The sequence below is a fragment of the Vibrio qingdaonensis genome (assembly GCF_026191675.1).
Classification (GTDB): Bacteria; Pseudomonadota; Gammaproteobacteria; order Enterobacterales; family Vibrionaceae; genus Vibrio; species Vibrio qingdaonensis.
Genome location: NZ_JAKRRY010000004.1, coordinates 128,279 through 151,794, shown reverse-complemented (window position 1 = coordinate 151,794; position 23,516 = coordinate 128,279). Strand labels below are relative to the sequence as shown.

General features: G+C 42.6%; 23 protein-coding genes and 11 pseudogenes. 16 read left to right on the top strand and 18 right to left on the bottom strand.

Annotated elements, in window-relative coordinates; translation table 11 throughout:
- Positions 1–48 precede the first annotated feature (48 nt).
- Both MD535_RS05595 and MD535_RS05590 read right to left on the bottom strand, forming a co-directional pair.
- Entirely contained in the window at positions 49–258 is a 210-nt protein-coding gene (locus MD535_RS05595) for a hypothetical protein (RefSeq protein WP_265673916.1), read from the bottom strand.
- A 633-nt stretch (positions 259–891) separates the two neighbouring features.
- Complete coding sequence (locus MD535_RS05590; RefSeq protein WP_265673915.1) at positions 892–1,161, bottom strand: transposase; 270 nt, start codon at positions 1,159–1,161, stop codon at positions 892–894.
- A 643-nt stretch (positions 1,162–1,804) separates the two neighbouring features.
- On the opposite strand from MD535_RS05590, the pseudogene MD535_RS26275 reads away from it, so the two are divergent.
- A pseudogene (locus MD535_RS26275) lies at positions 1,805–2,104 on the top strand (IS3 family transposase); the annotation flags it as partial.
- A gap of 795 nt (positions 2,105–2,899) precedes the next feature.
- Here the strand turns inward: MD535_RS26275 and MD535_RS26265 are convergent.
- A pseudogene (locus MD535_RS26265) lies at positions 2,900–2,980 on the bottom strand (L-threonine 3-dehydrogenase); the annotation flags it as partial.
- Between the two features lie 371 nt (positions 2,981–3,351).
- On the opposite strand from MD535_RS26265, the gene MD535_RS05585 reads away from it, so the two are divergent.
- Positions 3,352–3,687, top strand: a complete 336-nt coding sequence (locus tag MD535_RS05585; RefSeq protein ID WP_265673914.1) for a hypothetical protein — start codon at positions 3,352–3,354, stop codon at positions 3,685–3,687.
- Between the two features lie 369 nt (positions 3,688–4,056).
- On the opposite strand, the pseudogene MD535_RS05580 reads toward MD535_RS05585, so the two are convergent.
- A pseudogene (locus MD535_RS05580) lies at positions 4,057–4,170 on the bottom strand (IS110 family transposase); the annotation flags it as partial.
- 321 nt (positions 4,171–4,491) lie between these two features.
- Here MD535_RS05580 and tnpA point away from each other — a divergent pair.
- The 9 genes and pseudogenes from tnpA to MD535_RS26260 all read left to right on the top strand — a co-directional run bounded on the left by tnpA (position 4,492) and on the right by MD535_RS26260 (position 10,099).
- Positions 4,492–4,803, top strand: a pseudogene (gene tnpA, locus MD535_RS05575) (IS66 family insertion sequence element accessory protein TnpA).
- A complete protein-coding gene (gene tnpB / locus MD535_RS05570) occupies positions 4,800–5,153 on the top strand; it encodes an IS66 family insertion sequence element accessory protein TnpB (RefSeq protein ID WP_265673913.1) in 354 nt (117 codons plus the stop codon). The pseudogene tnpA and the gene tnpB overlap by 4 nt, the downstream one beginning before the upstream one ends.
- 59 nt (positions 5,154–5,212) lie before the next feature.
- Positions 5,213–6,736, top strand: a pseudogene (tnpC, locus tag MD535_RS05565) (IS66 family transposase).
- A 33-nt stretch (positions 6,737–6,769) separates the two neighbouring features.
- A pseudogene (istA, locus tag MD535_RS05560) lies at positions 6,770–7,870 on the top strand (IS21 family transposase); the annotation flags it as partial.
- Positions 7,871–7,880: 10 nt separating this feature from the next.
- Positions 7,881–8,361, top strand: a pseudogene (locus MD535_RS05555) (ATP-binding protein); the annotation flags it as partial.
- Positions 8,333–9,041: pseudogene (locus MD535_RS05550) on the top strand (IS3 family transposase); the annotation flags it as partial. The pseudogenes MD535_RS05555 and MD535_RS05550, both read left to right, overlap by 29 nt.
- A gap of 190 nt (positions 9,042–9,231) precedes the next feature.
- Complete coding sequence (locus tag MD535_RS05545) at positions 9,232–9,492, top strand: hypothetical protein (RefSeq protein WP_237300445.1); 261 nt, start codon at positions 9,232–9,234, stop codon at positions 9,490–9,492.
- A 5-nt stretch (positions 9,493–9,497) separates the two neighbouring features.
- Positions 9,498–9,887, top strand: a complete 390-nt coding sequence (locus MD535_RS05540; RefSeq protein WP_265673912.1) for a hypothetical protein — start codon at positions 9,498–9,500, stop codon at positions 9,885–9,887.
- A gap of 23 nt (positions 9,888–9,910) precedes the next feature.
- On the top strand, positions 9,911–10,099 hold the full coding sequence (locus MD535_RS26260; RefSeq protein WP_372042840.1) for a transposase: 189 nt from the start codon (positions 9,911–9,913) through the stop codon (positions 10,097–10,099).
- 225 nt (positions 10,100–10,324) lie between these two features.
- On the opposite strand, the pseudogene MD535_RS05535 reads toward MD535_RS26260, so the two are convergent.
- Positions 10,325–11,480 (bottom strand): annotated as a pseudogene (locus tag MD535_RS05535) (IS110 family RNA-guided transposase).
- Positions 11,481–11,576: 96 nt separating this feature from the next.
- Between MD535_RS05535 and MD535_RS05530 the strand changes: the two are divergent.
- On the top strand, positions 11,577–11,867 hold the full coding sequence (locus MD535_RS05530; RefSeq protein ID WP_102332062.1) for a transposase: 291 nt from the start codon (positions 11,577–11,579) through the stop codon (positions 11,865–11,867).
- A pseudogene (locus tag MD535_RS05525) lies at positions 11,818–12,018 on the top strand (IS3 family transposase); the annotation flags it as partial. The gene MD535_RS05530 and the pseudogene MD535_RS05525, both read left to right, overlap by 50 nt.
- Positions 12,019–12,033: 15 nt before the next feature.
- Here the strand turns inward: MD535_RS05525 and MD535_RS05520 are convergent.
- The 4 genes from MD535_RS05520 to MD535_RS05505 form a co-directional block, all read right to left on the bottom strand.
- Positions 12,034–12,219, bottom strand: a complete 186-nt coding sequence (locus tag MD535_RS05520; protein WP_235612480.1) for a hypothetical protein — start codon at positions 12,217–12,219, stop codon at positions 12,034–12,036.
- Positions 12,220–12,227: 8 nt separating this feature from the next.
- On the bottom strand, positions 12,228–12,737 hold the full coding sequence (locus tag MD535_RS05515) for a hypothetical protein (RefSeq protein WP_102332060.1): 510 nt from the start codon (positions 12,735–12,737) through the stop codon (positions 12,228–12,230).
- A gap of 495 nt (positions 12,738–13,232) precedes the next feature.
- Complete coding sequence (locus MD535_RS05510) at positions 13,233–13,532, bottom strand: hypothetical protein (RefSeq protein WP_102332059.1); 300 nt, start codon at positions 13,530–13,532, stop codon at positions 13,233–13,235.
- 16 nt (positions 13,533–13,548) lie between these two features.
- Entirely contained in the window at positions 13,549–14,322 is a 774-nt protein-coding gene (locus tag MD535_RS05505) for a ParA family protein (RefSeq protein ID WP_102332058.1), read from the bottom strand.
- A 190-nt stretch (positions 14,323–14,512) separates the two neighbouring features.
- Between MD535_RS05505 and MD535_RS26255 the strand changes: the two genes are divergently transcribed.
- Positions 14,513–14,728 carry a Fic/DOC family N-terminal domain-containing protein gene (locus MD535_RS26255; RefSeq protein ID WP_102332057.1) on the top strand — a complete coding sequence of 72 codons (216 nt, stop codon included), beginning with the start codon at positions 14,513–14,515 and terminating at the stop codon, positions 14,726–14,728.
- A gap of 576 nt (positions 14,729–15,304) precedes the next feature.
- Here MD535_RS26255 and MD535_RS05500 read toward each other — a convergent pair.
- The 3 genes and pseudogenes from MD535_RS05500 to MD535_RS05490 all read right to left on the bottom strand — a co-directional run bounded on the left by MD535_RS05500 (position 15,305) and on the right by MD535_RS05490 (position 16,155).
- Positions 15,305–15,568, bottom strand: a complete 264-nt coding sequence (locus tag MD535_RS05500) for a hypothetical protein (protein ID WP_235612479.1) — start codon at positions 15,566–15,568, stop codon at positions 15,305–15,307.
- A gap of 48 nt (positions 15,569–15,616) precedes the next feature.
- A pseudogene (locus tag MD535_RS05495) lies at positions 15,617–15,910 on the bottom strand (type II toxin-antitoxin system RelE/ParE family toxin).
- Positions 15,898–16,155 carry a type II toxin-antitoxin system Phd/YefM family antitoxin gene (locus MD535_RS05490; protein WP_102332054.1) on the bottom strand — a complete coding sequence of 86 codons (258 nt, stop codon included), beginning with the start codon at positions 16,153–16,155 and terminating at the stop codon, positions 15,898–15,900. Before MD535_RS05490 ends, MD535_RS05495 begins: the two are co-directional and overlap by 13 nt.
- Before the next feature lie 140 nt (positions 16,156–16,295).
- Between MD535_RS05490 and MD535_RS05485 the strand changes: the two genes are divergently transcribed.
- Positions 16,296–16,868 carry a DUF2913 family protein gene (locus MD535_RS05485; RefSeq protein WP_102332053.1) on the top strand — a complete coding sequence of 191 codons (573 nt, stop codon included), beginning with the start codon at positions 16,296–16,298 and terminating at the stop codon, positions 16,866–16,868.
- A gap of 11 nt (positions 16,869–16,879) precedes the next feature.
- Here MD535_RS05485 and MD535_RS05480 read toward each other — a convergent pair whose 3' ends face one another.
- From MD535_RS05480 to MD535_RS05460, 5 genes are all read right to left on the bottom strand, one after another.
- Positions 16,880–17,116, bottom strand: coding sequence for a hypothetical protein (locus MD535_RS05480; RefSeq protein ID WP_102332052.1), 237 nt, complete (start codon positions 17,114–17,116; stop codon positions 16,880–16,882).
- A gap of 174 nt (positions 17,117–17,290) precedes the next feature.
- Complete coding sequence (locus MD535_RS05475; protein WP_102332051.1) at positions 17,291–18,457, bottom strand: replication initiation protein; 1,167 nt, start codon at positions 18,455–18,457, stop codon at positions 17,291–17,293.
- The gene (locus MD535_RS05470) at positions 18,454–18,771 is read right to left on the bottom strand and encodes a hypothetical protein (RefSeq protein WP_102332050.1); all 318 of its coding nucleotides are present in this window, start codon (positions 18,769–18,771) and stop codon (positions 18,454–18,456) included. Before MD535_RS05470 ends, MD535_RS05475 begins: the two co-directional genes overlap by 4 nt.
- A gap of 335 nt (positions 18,772–19,106) precedes the next feature.
- A complete protein-coding gene (locus MD535_RS05465; RefSeq protein WP_102332049.1) occupies positions 19,107–19,655 on the bottom strand; it encodes a phage regulatory CII family protein in 549 nt (182 codons plus the stop codon).
- Between the two features lie 114 nt (positions 19,656–19,769).
- The gene (locus tag MD535_RS05460) at positions 19,770–19,982 is read right to left on the bottom strand and encodes a hypothetical protein (protein WP_029203682.1); all 213 of its coding nucleotides are present in this window, start codon (positions 19,980–19,982) and stop codon (positions 19,770–19,772) included.
- A 91-nt stretch (positions 19,983–20,073) separates the two neighbouring features.
- Here MD535_RS05460 and MD535_RS05455 point away from each other — a divergent pair, with 91 nt between their 5' ends.
- Complete coding sequence (locus MD535_RS05455; protein ID WP_102332048.1) at positions 20,074–20,700, top strand: phage repressor protein CI; 627 nt, start codon at positions 20,074–20,076, stop codon at positions 20,698–20,700.
- Between the two features lie 281 nt (positions 20,701–20,981).
- On the opposite strand, the gene MD535_RS05450 is transcribed toward MD535_RS05455, so the two are convergent.
- On the bottom strand, positions 20,982–22,793 hold the full coding sequence (locus MD535_RS05450; protein ID WP_265673911.1) for an AAA family ATPase: 1,812 nt from the start codon (positions 22,791–22,793) through the stop codon (positions 20,982–20,984).
- Positions 22,794–23,516 lie beyond the last annotated feature (723 nt).

Here is a 23,516-nt window from a genome sequence, read left to right as displayed (position 1 = left end):
CCATAAGAATGGTGGCGCCTTTCTTTAAAACGCCACCATGATTAAATACTAAATACTTTTATAACCTTGAGAAAAATTACCGCTACCACAAACGTCGTTAGCTTTTTTGTTGCTCATCTTTTTGTCATTGGAGTATCTAGTGAAATTATAACCACGTTCTACAACTTGCCCACCACTAATATAACTAGGAGCGTAACAATTTATTTCCCACTTCCCACCAATAATCATTCTTGATTCATCTAAATTTAAATTTTTCATTTTTCCACCTTACATTTTACAACATTTAATGTACAAACAGAAAGAACAGGCACATACCACAACCCATTGCTAAATAATTTATACATACCTTCATTAACTAATATTTTTGTAATGGATTTTATTTCCACCAAGCGTATGAGTCGAAGATGAAAATTACGATTTACGATTGACAGCCAACTTTTATTAACCTTCAAACCAACGCTCACCCCTCTTCCATTGTCGTAACCGAACTTTCATTTGCAAATGCAAACATTGGTAACTGAATAAACGCAAAAGAATTTCCCATCCAACCTTTCAGACGCAAGCTGATTGCCGCTAATTAGATTAATTTTAAATCCCAAACCTAAGTCAGCGCAATAGCATCTCGCCGAAAATATTTTTCTACCTGCCAACAAATCTTGAATATAAGAAATTAAATACACTCACCAAAGATTAATAGGACATTAATCCTACGATTTTTATATTTCCTTGCTTTTATTTTAAACTTTTGAACAACGTTAGTTTTTGATTAACGAAACCCTTAGTTCTATTCAATAGCCCTTTTGTACCAATTTCTCCATAAAAATAATGTTCCGTTTTTATTAGCTTCGTTAGTAATGATGCGCCCTAGATTCTTAATTTAGTTCCACTGAATTACATAACAAAGCCGAGTCGCTGCGTTAGCGACACAGCCAGGGTTAGCGAAATGGCGTCAGGAAAGACACCAATACCAGTCAGCGCGAAAAACCCTAACTCTACCAAGTTTATTAGTCCCTTCATTGTCATTTTACCACCTAAACTGTATTGCTTAGGTGGTAGCCTGATAAACGCTGATGCTTGTCGACCGTTAGTAAATTGTGTCCCATCACCCAAATTAGCATAAAGCATGGAGGTGGTTACCTCACGAACACCTTCAAGAGCCATGAGTCTTTTACAGGGTTCTATTTGGCTAGTGGTCGCATTCATTATTTCTGAATATGGTTTAACTCATCTTGCAGGTAGAACATCCCTTTCATAATGTGTTGAAGTCACTAATGCAGCTAGGCCTTTAACAATACCGTATTCGTTATATGATATTTCGCATGTGCAACACCAGACACGATAGTTTTCGAAAGAAACTGGCGATTTGCTTCAAGATACATCAAAGTTTGTTGTTCAATCGATTTGGGTTTGCTGTATTTTCTTCTTATTTGAAATGTTGCATTAGCGCTAGCAAACGCATCATTGGCCCCAGTTTCATGACCCTCAACATAGGCCTTCACTTTTTTAGGACTAATTATACGCACTTCGTGGCCGAAGGACTCAGCGTATCTCCCCCTGTAGTGACAAGTAGCCTAGCCTTCTAGATCAACAAGGGATGGTTTGGCTTTAGCAAAGAGCTCCTTAAGCTTCTGCCTGCTGATAGCTTTGTTACAGAGCAACTCTCCCTGGCGGCTTATATTGCAAACCTAAAATGGATTTTTCTCTAAGTCTATGCCGATTCCGTTAGTTCTTAGCATGATGACACCTCATTTTACTTTTCCTGCCGATGCTTAAGTTTGGCAGAGAATGAGTGGACCCCATACATCGCAAAAAAACTAAAGTAGATTACGATGAGTTTATGTTCGAATACCTGCAATGTTCTCCGCATAGCTATGGTGTTAGAAGCTTCATGAAGTGGATTTTATTACTGAATTAAGCATCGCCACAAGATCACCCAGCGTGAGGCAATACACCAAAAGCTTGATAAAAAGTTCAAAATAGCTTTTGACAATAGTAAAGGTCGTGGTAGCTCAATGCGTATCCACAAAGAGTTGGCTGATAGTGGGGAGATCCGTAATGCTAAAACCTTACCACCAGTATGAAGTGTCAGGAATTAACGCCGAAATCGTTATACCGTCTTATTGATGTCGCCCTTCTCTATTAGCGCAAATCGTAGCGTTAAAATACCACTATGCATGATCTCTTTATCGACAAGAATCGATGTTCGGCCAGTATGGTATATCAAGCTAAGTTGTAAAAAGATGATTTAGCGAATACAAATGAGCAGCGAGGACTATAGTCATCTTCTTACTTGGAACGCGGCAAAGGACTAATAACAATCCGTCCAAAGATCGAGATGAATGAAAGACACCGTATTAGTTGGCGTATCTGTGTTGATGCTTGAAAATCAATGAGTCCATTTAAAGATACTTGCTTTATAAGCAACTCTTAATCAAAAAATCTCTCGGTGCTAACTATCTTCTTTGTATTTCAGTCAATAATCTCATAAGTTGATTTGTTGTATCAGGAGTAACTTTAGTTATTGTTATGACATGTTGTTGTAAGGAAAAATGGATTGTAAAGATACGCCGGACTTTGATAGAAAAGTTTCTAGGTGTAAAAGCAAAATACATGTGTAGACATTGTCGTACTACGTTCAAAGTCAAAGGACACTAATAACTAAAATGATTTCCTTTCGTCAGACTGAACACTGTATTAAGCGACACATGTTCAACGGCATACATTTGCTTCGCATTTTATGATGAACAAATGGATATTTTGGTGTTACAGCGTATTCTTATTTTGCTCCAGAATATTTGATACTAGCTGTACACATCAATCCTTTAGATAATTAATGGCGGCAAACGTAGTAATCGACAGTTTTCACTGTCGACTTTTGCTATTCAGAGCATCATTTTATCTATTCCCAATCAAGGATAACCTTGCCAGAAAGCCAGCTACGCATAGCATCAAAGCCTTCTTGGAAATCATCAATCTTGAAGAATTCACGTTATGTCTAGAACTGACTGAATCAAAGGGGATAAAGTAAAAAAACTGATGCACAGAAACTGAGGACATGGCAATAGTTACACTTAACTGTTCATGTTGATACACCGTAAACAATGAGTGTGGAAGTCAGTTTTGTTGCAACATGAGGATCTAAAAAAGAAAGTTGGTATCTCATTGATACCAACTCAAAAGAATGCAATGCTTTGGGAATGATGTATTTTATAACTAGAAGCAGTTAACTTTGTCGACAAGAGCTAATAACAAAAAGAGCCAAAGTTGACTAAATTAATTAACCAATAACTTTTAGTGTTTTTGGTTATAGTATGTGTAAGACAAATCCCAATAATACTTGAGTTATTTTAAATGAAACCAGAAGTACATAGGTTTGAGCTATCAATAAATAGCACTATCTCTGAAGTCTATAGCCACTTTACTAAGGCAAATAGTGACCAAATCCTCGATAGAATGTTTGAAGGTCTTCAAAAAAAACTCCGCAAAATTAACTGCTCAGAGAGAGAGAGGGAATGCACTTTCATTAATGTGTATATTGCATACGGCAAAAGACAAGAGGACTTTGATGGTAAAGGAAAGGCTTGTGAAATTTTGTCTACAAGGAGAATCGAAAGTATAATAAAGACTCACTCTAACCTTTCGCCAGAAGACCTATTAGGTGAGGCTTTACGCTCTTTAAAGCAGTAATCTTGGACTTTGACACTTTCTGATTTAGCGCAGGATAGCTAAAAATATGAGCAGAAAATTAAGAGTAATTAAACATCATTAACTCGTTTATGTCCGTGCGACCTGAAGTCGTATGAAGCGTTGTTCACCACTATAAGAGTGACTGAAGGTATGGTACGCCCCGCATTTGCAAGTAAATAATAACGTGCTGATTTGCGCCAATGTATTCAGAGTTTTTATGAAGTCACTACACAACTTCGCTCTGCGATGAGATCCGCGCCAGATTGTCTTCATAACCATCGAAGCATTTTAATTTGCTTGTTCACTCAATAAGTTTCAATCTGGTGGTCTAACCATTTTGTCATCACTTATCATCATTGCAAATCTGGTTTAAATTTTTAGTGAGAATTCTTTATTTGTGCCCAAAACAGACCACGCTATTTTTGCGAGCTTATTAACTAAAGCAACAACAACCACATTAAATGGTTTTGCGCGTTTTAGATTTTGCATATTTCGGGATTATCCGATCACCTATTTCGGTTTAAACCGAACACTGATTCCGCGATTATCCGGTCACTTTTGACCTATCTCCGAAATCGGTGTTCGGAATAGCGAAAACCGCGATCGAAATGTCCGAAACCCTACCTTTTTCTCTTTTAAATCAATAGCTCGCTATTCTTTACTTCTTAAACAAGAAAGTAAGGAAGCGACCGTGGCAAAAAAGAGAACTCCAATGAACAAAATCGTAAGCGCGTCATAAACCCCGCATTCTAATCGCCTAGCGCGAAGAATAAGATCAAGTCTCCAACCATAAGGAGATTTGAAATGGGAAAACGACGCACCAATCAAGAATGGCAAACGCTTATCGAGTAATCTGAATCGAGTTCACTGTCGACACTCGCGTTTTGTAAGCTCAATGAACTCAATCCCTCAACGTTCTATGCCAAGCGCCAGCAACTCAATAAAACGGACGTATCTCTAGGCTTTATCCGAGCTGAAGTCGTCGAAAAGACAACAAAGTATCAAGCTCAAGTAGCAACGGCTAACATGACGCTGCTAGTCAATGATGTTGAGCTGAGCATTCCACAAGGCACGCCAGCGGTCTATCTCGCAGAACTCATCGGTGCGCTATCATGAAACGTATGCTCAGCGCTCCAGAGATTTATCTATATCGTGACAGCGTCGATTTTAGAAAGTCGATCAATGGTCTTGCTGCGATTATCGAAAGTGACACCGACTTACCCTTGGCAAGCGGCGCACTGTTCCTGTTCACCAATAAACAGCGTGACAAAATCAAGATATTGTACTGGGATAAAACTGGCTTTGCTCTTTGGTATAAACGCCTCGAAAAAGCCAAGTTCAAGTGGCCATCAAAAGAGAAAAATGAGGTGTTTACCCTAACTCAATTCGAGCTTGATAGACTGCTTTCTGGCTTCACGATTATCGGCCATAAACCCGTTCGAATAAATGATTTCACAATGACTTAATCGATAATAAAGCCTTATCCACCAAGCGTTAACGGCATGACTTTAGTATAATAAATGCCATGAAAAAGACGCCAAATATCAACCCAGAAAGTCAAAATGTTGCCGAGCTACAAGCGATGGTGAAAGCGCTAATGGCGTCAGAAAGCCGATTGAAACAAGAGCGTCAGTCGCTACTTGAACAACTCAAGCTTGCCTTCGATCGCCAGTTCGCTAAACGCTCGGAGGTGTTAAAGCCTTACGATGCATCTCAAGGTGACCTCTTCAACGAAGTGGAATGTGAAGCTGCCAAGGAAGAAGAGGTTGAGGTTACGACGAGCACCACAACGAAGAAGCGCGGTAAACGTAAGCCACTTCCAAAGACCTTGCCTCGTGAGGTTATCGAACTCGATTTAGATGACAACGAAAAACAGTGCGCTTGCTGCCAACATAGCCTGCATAAAATAGGTGAAGACCGCAGTGAAAAGCTAGAGTTCTCGCCAGCGGTACTCAAAGTGCTGGAATATGTTCGTCCTAAATATGCTTGTCGTCAGTGCGAGCAAACTGAAGACAACAGCCGTATCGTTCAAAAGCCAGCGCCACAAAGCATTATCCCTAAAAGCTTTGCCACAGAAAGCTTGTTGGCCAATATTATCCTTGGCAAATACCAATACGCAATGCCACTGTATCGCCAAGAGTCGCTATTTACCCAATCGGGTATCGAACTATCGCGCACTACTATGGTGAGGTGGGTTATCCAAGTCAGTGAGAAGTTCGCACCGCTTTATGCCGCCTTGAAAACACACCTATTAGAGCAAGTAGTGGTTCAAGCGGATGAAACACCGCTCAATGTGCTCAAGGAAGATAAGCAGTGCTATATGTGGCTCTACTGATCGGGCGCAGACTCGCCAGAAGCCGCACTTCCCAAAGTGAAAAATATCGCCTTGTACGACTCTCAAAACAGTCGCGCGAGGGCGTGCCCTGTTGCCTTCTTGGGGGATTACCGTGGTTATCTGCAAACCGATGGCTATGGTGCCTATGACGGCCTTCACCAAGTGACCAATGTTGGCTGCTTGGCGCATGCACGTCGTAAGTTCATGGATACTAAGAAGCTTCAAGGTAAGTCAGGTAAAGCAGATAAAGCGCTGGCTAAAATCCAGAAGCTCTATGGGATAGAATCCCGCTTAAAAGGTGCGTCTCTCGAGACACGAAAAGCAGAACGTCAACAGTACGCTAAGTCAATACTGGACGAGTTGTACGAATGGATGACAACTCAACAAGTGATAGCGTCTAGCCCGTTGGGTAAAGCGATTAAGTATACGCTCGGCCAATGGCCGAAACTTATCCGCTATATCGATGACGGTCATCTATCTATCGATAATAATCGAGCTGAACGGGCAATTAAACCGCTGGTCATTGGCAGGAAGAACTGGTTGTGCTCGACCACTGCAAATGGCGCTGACGCGAGCGCGATGCTTTACAGTATCGTCGAGACTGCGAAAGCCAATGGCCTTATCCTTTACGACTACATGGTCAAGTGCATGAAAGAGCTAGCGAAGGCTGAGCCAGATATCGATGCGCTCCTACCTTGGAACTTCAAACACTAACAACATCGCCCCGTGGGTTCATGGGGCGCATACGAACAAGCTTACGCTTACACTCAGTTCTGCGAGCACTTCACTCGCTGGTTCAAAACCAAAAAGCGCAACATGCGTCCGCTCCATGTCGCAGGTGACAAGCTGTTTATCGATTACTGCGGGCCTCGGCTTCAAGTGGTAAACCCTGATACAGGTGAAGTGCGCGAAGCCGAAGTGTTCGTGGCGACCTTAGGCGCGTCAAATTACACCTATGTTGAAGCCTTCCCTAGTCAAGGTAAGGCTTACTGGTTAGAGGCGCATGTGAATGCGTTCGAACACTTCGGCGGTATACCACAGATCTTGGTTCCCGATAATCTGCGTAGCGCGGTCACCAAAACCAATCGCTATGAGCCGAGACTTAACGACAGCTATCAAAAACTGGCAAATCACTATCAAACCGCTGTGATGCCTGCTCGCCCCTACAAACCGAAAGACAAAGCCAAAGCAGAGAATGCCGTGCCCCTAGTTGAACTCTGGATCATGATGCGGCTACGACACCAAACCTTCCATACCTTCAAAGAACCGAACCTCGCCATTCGTGAGCTTATGAATGACTTAAACCAACGTGAGATGAAACAGTATGGTGCAAGTCTTAAAGCGCTGTTCGACAAACTCGATAAACCTGCATTGAAGCCGCTACCTAAGCAGCGATACCTATATACCGAAACCAAACAAGCCAAAGTCGGGCCTGACTATCACATCGAATATCGCCGTCACTACTACTCGGTTCCTCATCAACTTGTTGGTCACCATGTTGAGCTAGAAGCCTCCAACCGTCTGGTGCAAATTTACCATCAAGGTAACTTGGTCGCCCAGCACCCACGTAGCCAAAGGGAGCGCGGAAACAGCCCTCAACCAGAGCACATGCCGAGTAATCATCAAAATCAAAAGTGGTCGCCTGAGCGCTTACTCAACCTAAGCAAAGCCCATGGAGAGTCGCGCCTAAAGCAAGCCTGTAAAGATTCACTAATACTGACAAAACCCAATTACACTTTCGTCAACAATCTACTCAAGAACAATCGTGAAAGGCAACTGAGTAAAGACAAAGCGAATACGCCGAACCTTGTTCACAGTAATGTTCGAGGCCCAAACTGTTATCACTAGGAGAAAGGATATGAACGCACTCAATCATCAACTCAAAAACCTCCGCTTGAGCCATGCGGCGACAGCAACAAGAGCAACTGACTACTTACGCAGAGCTGGACTTCAAGGAGAGGTTAAGCTTTCTTCTGGAAAGCGAGATCTTGAACCGTAGTCAGAGCAAAATCCAACGCTTAAAACGACAAGCTAAACTGAGAGTGTATGCGCAACCGAGCCAACTCATCTACAAAGAGGGACGAAACCTCAATCGCAAAAAGATGAGCGAACTTCTGACGGGGAGTTATCCGCACAAGCACCAGAACATCTTGAGCACAGGCCCAACAGGAGCAGGTAAAACGTATCTTGGCTGCGCACTTGCAACCAGCTCCTGCGACCAACAACAAACGGTCAGATACTACCGATTAACTCGCTTGCTTGATGATCTGACCGCAGGCCGCCTGGATGGTAGCTATCAAAAGCAACTTCAATCGTTGGCTAAGAAAGCGCTACTGCTCTCTTGATGTCAGACTCCCTGAACGGTTCTCGATGATCTAGAAACTCAAGAAGAGTTATGCGGTGAAACAGCTTTGCGAAGTGTTCGGGGTTCATCGCAGTAGTTATCGTTATTGGGTAAATAGAACTAAAGCTCTAGCGTCAGAGCGTGTACTTATTCGCGCCGAAGTTCGACAAGCTCATGAGATTAGCAATGGTTCCCCCGGAGCGAGAACCATTGCAGACATAGTGACAACAAAAGGTATTCCGCTTAGTCGTTACCGTGTGAGTAAGTTCATGAAAGAACTAGAGTTAGTCAGTTGCCAAAACATACGTACAGAAAAACACAGCAGGAGCAGGCTCCTATACCTAACCATCTTAATCGTCAGTTCGCGGTAACTGAGCCAAACCAAGTCTGGTGTGGCGATGTGACCTACATCTGGACGGGGCAACGATGGCCTTATCTAGCTGTTGTCATTGGCTTATTCGCTCAAAAAATCCTTGGTTGTGCAATATATCACTCACCAGATAGCGCATTGACTGGGAAGGCGTTAACCATGGCTTATGAGAGCTGAGGGAGACCACCTGGCGTGATGTTCCACTCGGACTAAGGTTGCCACACTATACGAGTAAGAAATATCGTCAACTACTATGGAGATATAGAATCACTCAAAGCATGGGCCGTCGAGGTAACTATTGGGATACTGAGATTAGAATATAAGTACAGACTGTTTGTACTGACCCGTGCTGGGATTGGCTGAAATGTCTTTGTATTGACCTGTCTTTCAAAGAGTCTATTCAATTCTATCGACTCAGTTGTAACTTAATAAGAGCTTTGTATTGCATCTCCAGTGTCCCGTCCTGCTGGGCGATTCACACAGGAGAGTGATTAAATGAACAGTAACGATCCCCGCTACAAATTGTATTTAGGTGTAGATACTCATTTGGATCTTCATGTTGCAACACTTATCAATGAGCTTAGTCAGGTTGTTAAAAGTAAGTCATTTAGTGTCGATCTTGCAGGTTATCGTGAGCACTTAGCATGGTGTAAGTCTTACGGGTTCCTTCAAAAAGCTGGCATCGAAGGTACGGGAAGCTCTGGTGCTGAACTGACTAAATTCTTGATAAGAATGGTATTGATGTATATGAAGTGATACGAATGAATCGAATGGAGATACGTCTGAAAGGCAAAACAGACGTTATAGATTCAGAGAATGCGGCTAGAAGCGTATTATCTGGAGAAGCAGCAGTCATTCCTAAAAACCATGCAGGACCAGTCGAGTCATTACGGAGCCTGCTAATGACCCGCAATAGCGCTGTCAAAGCAAGAACTCAGGCGATGAATCATATACGAGCTCTTCTTGTATCAGGTCCTGATGAGCTAAAACAGTCCCTTTACCAGCCAAAGCCTAGTGCGTGTGCAACCGCACGCTTAGCTCGGTGCTCTAATAGTAGCGAGCCATTAATGATTTCGCTTGTGCTGTTGGCACAACGTTGGAACTTCCTTAATGACCAAGTAAAATCTCTTGATAATGCTTTGAAAAACTGACTTTGAACACAGCTCAAAGCCTTGTGTCAAGGTTTGGGGTCGGCACAAATGTGGCTGCAACGCTCTTAGTTGCGACTGTAGACAACGCCAACCGATTAAGGAAAGAATCATCGTTTGCAGCCTTGTGTGGCGTTGATATGACCCCTACTGTCAATAAGAGCGTAGAAGTTTCTGCTCCCACATTTCAGAGCCTTTTGTTTATTTTGAGATAGTGTTAACGCATAGATGAAGCAAGTAATTTCGTCGGTTCTCATGCTGATATACGTGGATTACTCATCGCGTGATGAGTAGCGCCTACCTTACTTATTTCGTCGTGGCACCTGTCTTCAGTCTATGCTCATGGTTCAATAAAGCGCGAGCTTTATTGCCATCCTAACGCCGTCGGTGTTTGTGCCACACCCGATGCTCCATCAAATGCGTTAACACTAATTCTTTTCTCATGCAGGCAGCCTTGCAATCCGTGTTTTTGGATCGACTGCGCTCACGACCACCTCTCTCGCGATAGCCCAGATATACGCGATCATTTCTCTTGCGATAGCGGCGGAGACGACATTTCGATGTTTGCCTTTTTGTAGTAATCGTTGATAGCGGCGACATAATCGTTGCTGAGCATGCCAAGCAATATCGACAATTTCTTTGGGCAGCCCTTCTTGTCGCAGTTGCAGTTCGACGGAGATATTAGCTTTGTGCTTATAAGTATGTGCTCCCTCAATAATCAATCGTCGTGCTCGGCTGTTTCCGCATTTGGTTAGGCTCCCTCGTTTCATTTTTCCGCCACTTGAGCTTTCCGTCGGTACGAGGCCTACATAAGCCATAAGTTTTCTTGGATGGTCGAAGCGACGTAGATCGCCTAGCTCGGCAATGATGCCGAGAGCAACAAGTAGTCGCCTCCCCCCCGCATGGCCTGGATGGCTTTGACAACAGGGTAGTAACGCCAGTTTTTGACTTGGTGTAATAACTCGTTATCCAACCGTTGTAATCTTTGCATCCTCTCACTGATGGTGATGATCATCTCTTGCAATACAATTTGTTGGCTGTGATGGGGAATAATGAGGTCGGTTAGCCACCGTAGATGCTTTTAGACCAGTTATCATTCACAGTTGCTTGTACATTATTGCTTAGAAGAAAGCCTTTGAATTGGAACTTTGCATCTTTAAGGTCTTTCATCGCGGTTTCTCGAGCCCTTGATAAATCTCTTATCGCCTCGTCTTCAGATTCAGGAACATAAATAGGTGTTAGCTCTTCAGCCTTAAAAAGCTGGGCAAGTTTTACAGCATTTCTCTTATCTGTTTTGACTCTATTCCCTGACTTCTTAGGAATAAGGGAAGGGGCGATGACACAGCAGCAATGCCCAAGGCTGGTGAGCAATCGGTATGTCCAGTATCCACAAGGCCCGGCCTCGTAGACAAAATGGAGGGTGGCTTTTGGGTATTTAGATTGCAGTTGCTGTGTGAGTTTAATGAGTGCGTACTTGTTAGACTTTATCAGTCCCAAATGTTCAAGTTTAGTCCCGCGTTGTTCTTGCAAGACGGCGACTTGGATAAATGACTTATGCGTATCTAAGCCTATGAAAATTATGCTATCGTTATTCATGCTAGCCTCCAAATTTAGTTGTTCGAACACACTAATTATGGCTCTGGCTTTACGCTAACCCACGAAATTGGAGGCTAGCACCTCGTGTGGGTCATTATGTCTAATCCAATTCCAGTGTCATCGGGGAAAACTACCCGGCATAGGTTGAATCGAGGAGGTAGCCGTAGTGCGAATAACTCTCTTTGGACCGTGGCAATAGTTAGAATGCGTAGTGATCCCAGAACAAAAGACTATGTTGCACGAAGAACAGCAGAAGAGTTATCAACTAAGGAAATAACTCGCATCTTAAAACGTTATATAGCGAGAGAGCTATTCCCGTTAATACTGAAAGATCTAGCGAGTATTCAGAAGCTTAAAAACGGAATGGGTGCCAACGAATGGCGATAGAAGTTTTACAGAGGCGTGCCAAGCAATAACAGATTATCTGGTTGATTATTACAACCAACATCGGCCACATCAATACAATGGTGGATTAACACCAAATGAATCAGAGCGACAATTCTGGTTTACCCATAAAACCGTGGCCAGTTTTACTTGACCACTTCAAGTGTTATCACACACTGATACTCTCCCCCTTCCCTCGGTTGCCTTCCTCTAGTATTAAAGAGTCGGTATACCCAAACTCATTCACCAAAATCTCATGAACCTTGACGGCCTTTACGGTGGAGTAAAAGTCGGTTGAATTCACCCAAATCACGTGCATGGATATGTCAGCGGATACTGTAGAACGAACGGCCATGTGACCCCCTAAGCGCCAAAACGCACATCGAAACAAAATCCTGAGCACTTAAACGTTCCCTCCCCTGTTGTCACAAAGCGCAACGCTGGAAACACAGACCCGTAAGTGGTGTACATAATGATGCGATCCACTCGCTCGTGCAGAAACCATTCACCAAAGCCAGCGCCATTTAATTCGATGAAAAAGTCACGTATTTCATGGAAAGCAAAACGACGCGACACCAATTGCGGAAACTGCTGCTTGATAGCGTCAACGAACCCTTGGTCTTTTAACGCTGCGATATCAGCCAGTTGCTCTAGCGACTGACGACGACTGAACATTTTCAAACGCTGGATTTTGGAAACAAAATCAGACTTTCTTTTTACCTCATCACGACACTTTTTGACTTGATAGCGCAACTTCAATACCGCCAAAGGACTAGAGATATCATTTTTTGGTGAGCTTTCGTGCCCCAGCGGCGAAACGCTGGTCGATGAATTTGAATTAGAGAGAGTTGGGGTTGAGTTTTGTTGCGCCATGAGAGTTTCCTTTCTGTTTGAGTATCACTTTTCGGAGCCGCTTGGCTGTCCGCTATCTCAACATCGTTCTGCTTTGCAAGGGCGCGCAGCGGCGAAGCCTCCCTTGAAAAACAGGTTGTGGGGAGAGACGGTTAACAGCCTGCGAGCCCGAAAATGAGGCGAGTGAAAGAAATCGGCGCATAAGAAAACAAGCCCTTATTCGAACTTATTCAAAGACAGAGAGATCAACGAGGAGGGAGCGACAAGGCGCTAAGACTCTTAGGGCAGTCAGGCCTAGCCCATAGGGTGACGCCTAAGGCAACGATAAAAGTCGTGATAAAGACACATTTAAAGTGTTTGTCTTTACAAGGAAATGAGGCTCAGAACAGGTGACAAGACTCTTCAAGTGTCATGTTCATCAGTGTTTGAAGTTAAGTCCGAGGTAGGCCCTATGACAACGCTTAAAGTCTATAACGAGCCTTTATATAAGATATGTAGTACATATGTAATACATATTTAATTCATTTTGTTGATCAACTCAATGAGATCTTCATCATCGATCTTATCTCGATATAAAGCCAAGGCTCGGTACAGTTTCGCTGCAGACACATTTCTCTCTGTCTGCTCTTGCAGATTTGCTACCCAATCAGTTATCCGTTCTTTATCAGTCAGTGACATTCTAAGAGTCAGAGGAGGCACCTTATAAGATGTCGTCACCTTCTTTTTGACAGTCGTAATTCCAGTCGACTTACTTGAACCCTCGTTCTTGTCACTAGAGATAGCTGTTATAGCTCCTCGTTTCTTTAACTTGCTCATGTGTATTACCTATGTATTACATTAAATTTAAAAGAAACGCAGCGAGTTTTCGGTAATCGTTATTAACAAGAGAGCCCGATTTATAAAAGCGCACAGGAGAAGAAACGGCATTAGCTTGTCCGACATGCTCAGAACGACGGACAGATACTGGTAGCAATTTATCTTGTACTACCTCCAATTCCTCATCAATGAACTCATTAATAATAGCGTTTCTTGAATCGACCTCGTTCCTCAGAATCAGATAGTTGCCCTCGTCATCCTTAATTTCAGAGACAGCTTCGAGTAAAGGACTAATGCCGTCCAGTGAAAATGCACCAGAATCAACAGGGATCAAAATAAGGTCTGAGGCCTGGATTGCGTTAAGAGTCGTTAGGGATAAGTTTGGTGGAGTATCAAGAAGAATGAAATCATAGGTATCACCTAACTTCGCCAATTGCTTCTCTAAAATTCGTTCACGATTAATCTTTGTCAGTGATGTTTCGATGACACGTGACAACTGAACATCAGCGGGAGCAACATAGAGGTTTTCAATGGAGTTCCCATTAAGCTTTGCAGGTTGAATTAGATCGACAATGGACACAACTTTAGGTTTATCAAACAAAGCAGCAACCGTATCTTCAAACTTAAAATCACGTTGTCCCGTTAACGTTTTGGAGCAGTTCCCTTGAGGATCAAGGTCAATGACTAACACTTTTCGTTTTCGTGCAAGCTCAGCTCCTAAATTGACAAGAGTCGTGGTTTTTCCAACACCACCTTTTTGGTTCGCTGCGCTGATGATCTTTGTTTTCATAGTAGACACCTAATGTATTACATGTGTAATACACAATAATAAACATACATCGCCCTGTCAATGTATTACATATGTAATACACTTTTCATTAAAAGTTATCCAGCCGTTACTAATCAATAATATCAAGGCTATAAAAACCCTAAAGAAGATGGCACCAGCCGCGAGAGCTCTATCCACGTTGAATTAAGTTATTAGGCTTCTCACCAACCAATACCTGTTGTTTAACCTAACCTCAAGACTAGAATCAAAGTCGAGTTCTGAAATTGAAAATATTGTAACTACGACTGGTACACTGTTTAAGCATAAATCTGATTCCTCAAGTGCCGTATTTGGAGCGAGCATATCGACAAACAAGTCGACGTCCGTAGATCATAAGAACGAGCTTAAAGAATCAACGTACGAGTGAAAGCATTTACACGCCACCAGTAATAAGGATAACCCAGGGAATAAACAGCCTTCTCGCGCATGGTTATTTACCGCTGGAGCATCATTGGGATGATTTTAAAATCAATGTCGACCGCGCGCGAACTTAATCCCAAAGAATTGCTCAGTTTTACCTACTGGCGTGAGAAGCATCGCCAACAGGTTGAGCGCCACAGCAAAATTGAGTCACGCCCCAACAAATCGCGCCTTGGGCAGAATTTGACAAAACCCTGGAAGTGAAATCCCATTGTTCATTGCGACTATTACAGAGTGCCAAGAAAAAGGAGTGAACCTTCTACCCCATAGATTTAACAACCAAACTCAGGAGCACCTGGCTGGCTCGCCATTGAGCACCATCGATTTCTCATTTCGGTTATTAATAAGACGGTATTGCAAAGAATGGGAAGACGGCGGATATAGTAAATAAACGCATTGAGTATTTAGACCACCCACACCCGATTCTCTGGTACTAAGGTTGACTACGCTGTAGTCTACAAGTTTCGGAAAAAATTTTTTGAAAGGCAATCCCCGAAAGAAAACATCCCAATGAGCAGCCCATTTAGTCTTCTACTCTTAACACGACCTCGCCCTGATCTAACAACTCGACAATCGCTTGTTGGTAAGCTTCTTCGACGATGGTTTGTTCCCATACACGTTCGTAATCGGGTAAGACTTGCTGTCTAGAGATGGTCGACACCCCGAAGCTTAATGTGCCCTCGATACGATGTCGTCGAATGGTGACTAGCTTGGCCTCCGTCCACGAAGGTCCTGGTTGGGTGATGCGTCTAGATTGGAGTGCTTTTTTCTTTTTCGCCACGCTCATGCCTTAATAGATGTAGGCCATCAGCTTATCAGAAGTGGCACAAACGCTTTACTGTTTGCTCAGCAAAAATCGACGTAAACCTCGCTCCGCGCGCCTTACAAACAAGATGTACACCTTGTCACCCTCTGCTTGTAAAAAACGCGACAAGGGTTGATACGACTTTACTATAATTAAGGTGCTCAGGAGGCTGGCGCCCAGACTCCGGAAAGTCATTGAGGCCTTCAACTTCGTCGAAAATATTTTAAACCAATTGCCTGGCCGCAACCCGATTTTCAAGGGCAATGTATTCCGCGATATCTTAAGGTCAGATAACGCGGGCTCACTCCAAATCACTTCAGCCATTTAGACATTTTGTCCTTAGCTTCATCATGTCTCAGTGACGTGCCTTCTGAGATGACGCGCTCACCGCGAGCGATCCCTTCAAGGATAGCCCAACGGTTTTGCATAAACTGATAGTCGTCCACATCAACCAAATACGCGGAAGGTTTGCCATATTCGGTGATTAACACAGGCTCTTTGGTATCGTGTAGTTCCGCGAGGGTTTTGGTGGCTTGACGCTTAAGGGAAGTAACGAGCTCGACTTTCATAAGTTACTCAAAAAGCAGACCAATAAAGTGATATATTGTATCGTTTTCACTGTAGCAAGTTGCGTCACTTTGGTTTCGACCTTAGAGCCTTGCTATTCTTATGATAAGATACCCTCACCAATAAATAGTCAATGTGAACAATGTCAGAACATTCATATCATCAACTTCTTAAGTCGACCTTCGAAAACACTCTTCTCCACCTTTACTTCAAAGTAAACGTTGCCAGTCACTTTGTTAAAGAAGAGCAACGAAACAAAATCATCATTGAATTCTTGAAGCCAAAAATCAAACAAGCTCGATATAGCATTATCAAGAAAAAGCTTAAAACGGTTTGTTTGATGAAGAATAAGTTTGGTTCAATCGAAAAACACTTAGAGAGCGTTTTATCTCAATATTCAGCGATAGAAAGTCAAAACGACGTTGATAAGCTTTACGCCTTGTTAGAACACTTCGAGAAGAGCGGATTAGAAACAAAACTTATTGAAGAGACCCCTAAACAGGAAATGGACGTTGTTTATATCGACAGAGCACATATCGATAACTGCTTCGATAATGAAAACCGTCAGATTGCACCAATTTCGCTGTTTATACATACGAATGAATTAGACAGGTTCACTCAGTGCTTAGTCACCCAGCCTTATTTCACATTTGAGTTGTGCCAAACAAGTGAAGAGTTGAAGAACTATCACTATCAAGTTCACCCAATTAGCTAACACAACCAAATCTAAAAAGCAGGGCACTTCCAACCCATATCAAGATGTGTTTGACGCGACTTACCAAGTGGTACTACCGGCCTTTTCCTTTTATCATCACAATCAAGGGAAATCTTTTGATCTTCGAGCAGTAAGCTGATCAGGTATAAGCCTAACGCTGAATGATCTTGGCCATTTGTCTTCACCGCCACGGCTTCAACAATGAATTCAATTCCTGTTGACAGTGTCTCTGTATCTTTAAAAGACATAAATCCCCCCTCTTTATGTACTGTATAGATATACAGCAAGCTGGGGTGTGTAAATCCATATTTGCACGAATTGAGACATTAATCGCATAAAATGGGGTTATGTCGACTCAAACTCATTATTAAATTTACCAAGAGATCTTATTTTGACTCGATAGTTACTCATTATTCTTCAACTCAAGGAAAAGCTGACTCAAGCACCGCCTTCTTCTTCCCTACTTCATACTCCGCCCAGTATAACGTTATAGGGGCAGATATCTGATGAACAGCATAATCACCACGATGCTCTGGCCCATTTTGCCTATTTTCGGATAAAGCAGACTTGACCCATTCAAACAAATAGATGTAACGACTGACGGTCTGGCGACACAGGTCCGCATTACGCGCCACCAAACCAATGGTGAGCTCCTGATTTTTGCGTAACAAAACCTGACATGTGCGGATAATTCGGCGAGTGGTCTTCGTCCTACGAAGGTTATGGGTTCTTCTGGCCGCTCTACGTTGCTTTTCCTGCAGACTTAATCCACTATCCAACCTCATCACACCTCGTTGGCAGTCTGACCGAGCACAATATTTATCCCAGGTCCAACGGGAAACACTTTTCACCACCGCCAACACCTCACAGCACTTCAGAGGCGGCTTATCCGGGGTGCCGGTATTTTTATAATGAGCGAAACTCTCGACACGGCGTTTAAAGCTCGTATAACTGCCCTTTTCTCTTTCTTCGTCGACAATGTCATACGCGTATCGGCGAGTGTGTTCAAACAAAGTACAGTTTCGAGAATAAGAGACATCAGTATCTTGACGAAGCCATGGCCGCGTTGTCTCCAGCTCAAGAGAATCCGCTAACTCATTGAGTTCATAGACACTCCGATGGAGTTCGGTCGTCTGCCACCAAGGATGAAAGGGCGTTTTGGCAACAGGGCCTGAATAACTCAAGTCCGCCTCAAGTCGTAATGCTAAGGCGCGATAAATGGCTTTGAGGTACTGAATGGGTTTGGATCGTGCTTGATCGCTGGTGCAAACCGGCACAATAGCGTAAAAAAGGTGGGCTTTATTACTGGTGCGGTTTCGAACGATTAGATTAGGGGGTGGCAAGCCTTCATCTTGCCAAATATAGAGGTTGGGGACAGCTCGATGGTCATGATCGATGTCAAACACCATCCACGCCTGCATATCTTTACGATTAACCTGCATATACGGCCATCTGACCGCATAGTTTCGAGGTCTGATGAGCATCGCGGTTTTATTGTCACTGCACCTCGAAAAATAAGGCGCTTCCTCAAGTAGCCGACTCAAACACGAAATGGATGAAGACGCAGCGTATTCAGAGTGAGCCGTCATCTCATCACCCTCGGTGCACCTTGCCCATACTCACCTTTAGAAAAAACAAAGCAAGAGAGATTGTCTTGAGCGTTGAGCGCCGTTACTGAATCAGTCCTCTTGACTCTCTCTGACAAGATTTGAGAGCCAGTCAAAGCCATTCCTTTCGAGCTTTCGTAGCCGCCACGGGTGTCAATTTTTATCGAACGCCTTTTCGAAGGACAACAGACTGCATCACGCCACTCTTCTTTACCTTTTAAGACTAAATTGAAGACTGCTTCAATACTGGTTTGAATAACTTTACCCTGTACGACCGCAAACACATGATGATTCATAAAGTTGACCTCGGCTAAATAACGCTCACCTTCTGAGAAACCAATAACGCAACTCTGGAAAATTAAAATGCGTCAAAGCCAACGTTGTCTGATTCTTTGTATTCGCTTCTCAAGGCCGAATAAACGAATTCGCAGTCGTACTTGTTCAAACACATGGTTCGAACGCCTTAATTGGGTCATTAACCTCGCCTGCTCAACCCATAATGAAGAAAGTTGACGATCACATAACTCGCGTCGAATACGCCTGATATACCTAAGGCCTCTACGCTTATCTTCCTCCGTCAATCCATGACCAGACGTTTCAGGACATGACTTATCGCACGGAGTAATAGACATCATTGCTCCGAATTGATGTTTGAAACAAATAAACCATTAGCGTCTGCCGCCTCCTCTATGGCTTTAAGCAGACAACCACCTTGATTCAGTTTTTCCAGGCTCCTGATGAGTTTTACCTGAATGCTGATGCTGGTGTGCGCGGTATGAATAATCTTATGTTTTTGAGTGCGAGTTAGGCGATGATTTCCTGCATACTCCAACGCCATTCGAGACAATTCACCCGAATAGATCGAGTTCTCTAATGCGCTTTGAACAAAGGTGTCTTCCGTGCTATCAGATGTTATATGAGCGGTGACCACCCCCAACCCAAGAAGCAAGCTGTTTACGATGGTATGATTGCCACTCACTTTGGCGAGAGTGATGGCTTCAACACAACTCAGGACATGAGGCTGCTCAGGGTTAAGTTTATTCCGCAGCATGGTCGGACTCATCCCTATAACCTCTGCCAGCCTAGCCATATTCTCTGACCTAGCAAACACGCAACACGCCTCATTAAAGGCCCCTTGTTTTGTGCGAGAGAACTCGCCTATTGAGTCAGTTCCGTTCATAACCAATACTCACTTGAAGACAAACGAGACGACAACGAAACTCCAACCAAGAATGTTTAGCCCCAACGGACAAAAATCTTTGGACGAAATTATGAAAGATAAACACATGGCTACTTACCCCATTCTCTCCAACGTTTCACGCGTTGCCATTTCTAGCAACATGACCATATTGATGAGAGGGGTTTCTTTACCTTTTGCTTTAGTTTTAATAGGTAAGCGACCATCAGCGACCCAATCCATAATGGTGCGCTTCGGCATTCCAGAGAACTGAGAGTATTGATCGTACGTCATGAAAGGCGTATTTAGGACTACTTGATATGAGAGCATAATGATATCCTGTTTAGTCATTGAATGTTTAATTTCGGAATGACGAGTTGCACCCCACCATTCCGAACTCAATTGCGATTATTGATCACATATGAATAACAAGCAACTTAAAATAGACCAAATATCGTATTTGGGAGGTAGGGATATTATCAAGAAGTTGATAGATATCACGAATTCAGACCGCCAACAGGATGTAGCAGACGTATTTGGCATCCCAAAATCAACAATCGCGACTTGGCGACAGAGAAACCTTACTCCCTTTGAAATTGCAGTGAGGACTCATTTGAGCACTGGAGTCTCACTTGAATGGTTACTTCTCGATAAAGGCGAACCGTACCCTAAAACACCAACCCAAAAGCATATTAATAAGAAGAACGAATCGAAAACTCTTTTCGATATCGACTGTTTCTCTATTGACGACGGTAAATTGGTTGGGAAAGGGATACTTGCATTCGATAAAACTCTTCTAGACGAGTTAGATGTGAGTAATGTAATAGCAATCAAAGATGGAACTACTACGTTCCTTATAAATAAAGAATCTCACCAAGCAGTAAGCGGTACATACCTAGTTAATATGGACGGCCTACTCTCGCTAAACGACATCCAGCGCTTACCAGGCAAAAAACTAGCAATCAGCTTTAACGGTTCGATTCTAACCGTCGAAGAAGATGAAGTAAGGGTTGTAGGTAGAGTCGCGTTAGTAATGGAAAAGCGTTAACTGTTGCACTCACCTGTTTGAGAGCACTGCAGCTAATTTGATTAATAGCGTCACCGATACTTAACGAGCCTCTTATCAGCCTCCCCTCTTGGGGAGTGGCACTTGCAAAGAAAAAGGCTACCTTATGGCAGTCTTCTTCTTTGGCCCAGTATTGGTCGTTGTGCAATCTCTAAGTAGTTCTGAAACATTTTTGGACAAAGGTGAGTTAGTGAAATTGTACTAACACACCTTAGTTGATTAGAAAAAGTATCTTATAACTTTCAGTTTTTGCTGCTATCTGCCTATTCTACTAACTCTAAAAAGTCATTAAACATCTCTGTGAACTCGAATTTTTGCTCGCCATCCTCTTGATATGATTCCATTTCCCTAATTTGTTCAGCAGACATTCTAATCCAATAATCTTCTAACACGTTGGTTTTTCGCGTACCTTTTTTCTTACCAATCATCACTTTAGCGTCACACATATCAGTAAAGCTAAACTGACTTCCCGCAGGTAGAGCTAAGCAATCTAAATGAATATAGTTTTCAGGTTCCCTTTTACGGGTCGTATATGCTTTGATACCGTCAGCTCTCATTTCACTAACTTTGTCTAAATTTTGTTGCTCTTCATTTGTACCCTTATCTGAATCCAACAGCACACAATATGGTATATCAAATTGTTCGGCTAATTGTAGTGTTCTCCAATGCTTCAGGTTGCCACAACCACCAATAGGCACTAGAGCAAACCTTTTCTCTTCGAAAGTATATTGAATATGACCAGCTTCTTTCAGTTTTTCTGCGGCATGTTCAACAAAGGTTACGTCACCTTTCCCTTCGAGCAAAAGCATTGCTTTAGCATATTTAGAAACAGGATCAGGCAACAAACCCAATGTGTCTGCAACCTTAGCAAACACCTCATCAGAACCCATTTCGATTGTCCTATTTTGACCATTTCGCTCGATAAATCTAAGACTTTCTAGAGGCAATAGTCCTGCTAAAGACGGAGTGTGAGTTGTCAACATAACTTGGCTATTTGGAGTGTTTGATAGTTCCATGAAAGCTTCAATTAGCATTCGTTGATGGTCAGGGTGTTGTGATGTTTCAGGCTCTTCAAAAGCAAATATAATGTTACTGCCTTCGTTTACAGACCGTCTGCGTTCAGCTTCTGCACGGAAGAAATTTAAAAGTATTAATCTTCGTACCCCGCTTCCCCTCTTATTAATGGAAATGTCATTCTCAGATTTTATGGATAGCTTAAATTGAGAATCAAACTTAGGCTCCGTTTTAAACTCTGGTATTAATTCGTCTGCTAAGTCGGGTGACATTTCATGAAGCTTGGCTAGAGTTCTATTCGCTGTTTCAATCGCTTTTTCCCTAACTTCATTTTTTATGTGTTCTATTTCATCACTCAGTTCTGCTAATGCTTGCTGGACAGCAATCTTCATTGGGTCGGTGACTTCTTTATCATCATCTTTACTTGGTCGATCAGATTGAAATAAAGCATATAAGGGCAAGTAGCTTTTAATAGAGTCGTAAACTTTTTTACTATCTTCTTTATCTACAAGTAACTCCGTATGCGACAGGTCTAAATCTTCAATATTTGCCCTAATCGCCTGCCTTATAGATGCATTAATAGATGCATTGTATGCATCCTGCTCAACGCCTATCTGGTTTGCCCTCGATCTAAGATCTGTGCGCTTCAAAGTTAAAAGATCGCTTGCAGAAGTGACTGTGGGATGCATACAAATAATGTAAGTTTTTTCTTTTGGGTTTGCCGCCGTAGCTGAATATACCTTCTTAATTTCAAGCTTTTGATCAGAGTTTAGAAGATGTTCTTCAGCAAGTGATGTAGGAAAAGCAGAATCTATAACCAACTGTTCAGGCAGTTCACCAAAAATACAGGTTATTTCTATTAAATTATTTTCTGCATTTATATTTAAGTCATCTTTTTCGCACTTGACAATCGAGTTATTAAAGAATATCTCCAATGCTTCGAAAACTGTTGATTTACCTGCATCATTTCGTCCAATGAACGCTGTTAGGTCATTTATAGGAATAGTTACTTCTGCCCCATATCCTCGAAAATTCTTTAATTTGACAACTTCAAGCTTCATATTTCACCCTTGATGTAAATGCATAATGGCAAGTACTTAACGTGTATTAGACGGATGTTTCATACTTATACTCTGCTTATGTTGCTAGTATTCAATGTAAAACTCAATTCATACTAGTCTGTACTGTGAACAGTTAGAGAGTTTCGGTGTGAAAGTACAGAAAACTCCAAGTCCACAGACCCCAAGTATGGATTAGATTAATTTGGTCTATCGCAATGGTAGCTAGATGTTCAGTTTTATGAGCTTAAGAAGCTTTGGGGCAAATGTGCGTTGGTGCACTACTACATGGCTTTGAAAGCAATGTATATTCCTGAAATTATCGTAGCACCGATTCCGACTCCAATAGTAGTCGCGCCCCAAAGAAGAAAAAATGTTCTCCACTTATCGCGATCACTCCAATTCATCACGGTATATATTACCGCTAAGAAGATTCCAAATTCTGCCCCTGCCAGTAATCCAGCACTAATCCAACTTTCCATTATGCCACTACCCGACGTCAATATTACAAGCACCCAAAACCAACTTCAGCATCTTACATTAGAAAATGTTGGTCAATATGATCATTCTCGTTTAGTGAAGAGTACATACCCTAAGTAACTTTGGGGCATTTTCGAGTTAGAGAATGACAAATATTAAGATTCAGATTCAGATTCAGACATTTTGGACAAAAATGAGCTAGATTAGAAGCTCTAGCTCGGTTGGTTAAGATGAGGGAAGTGAGAT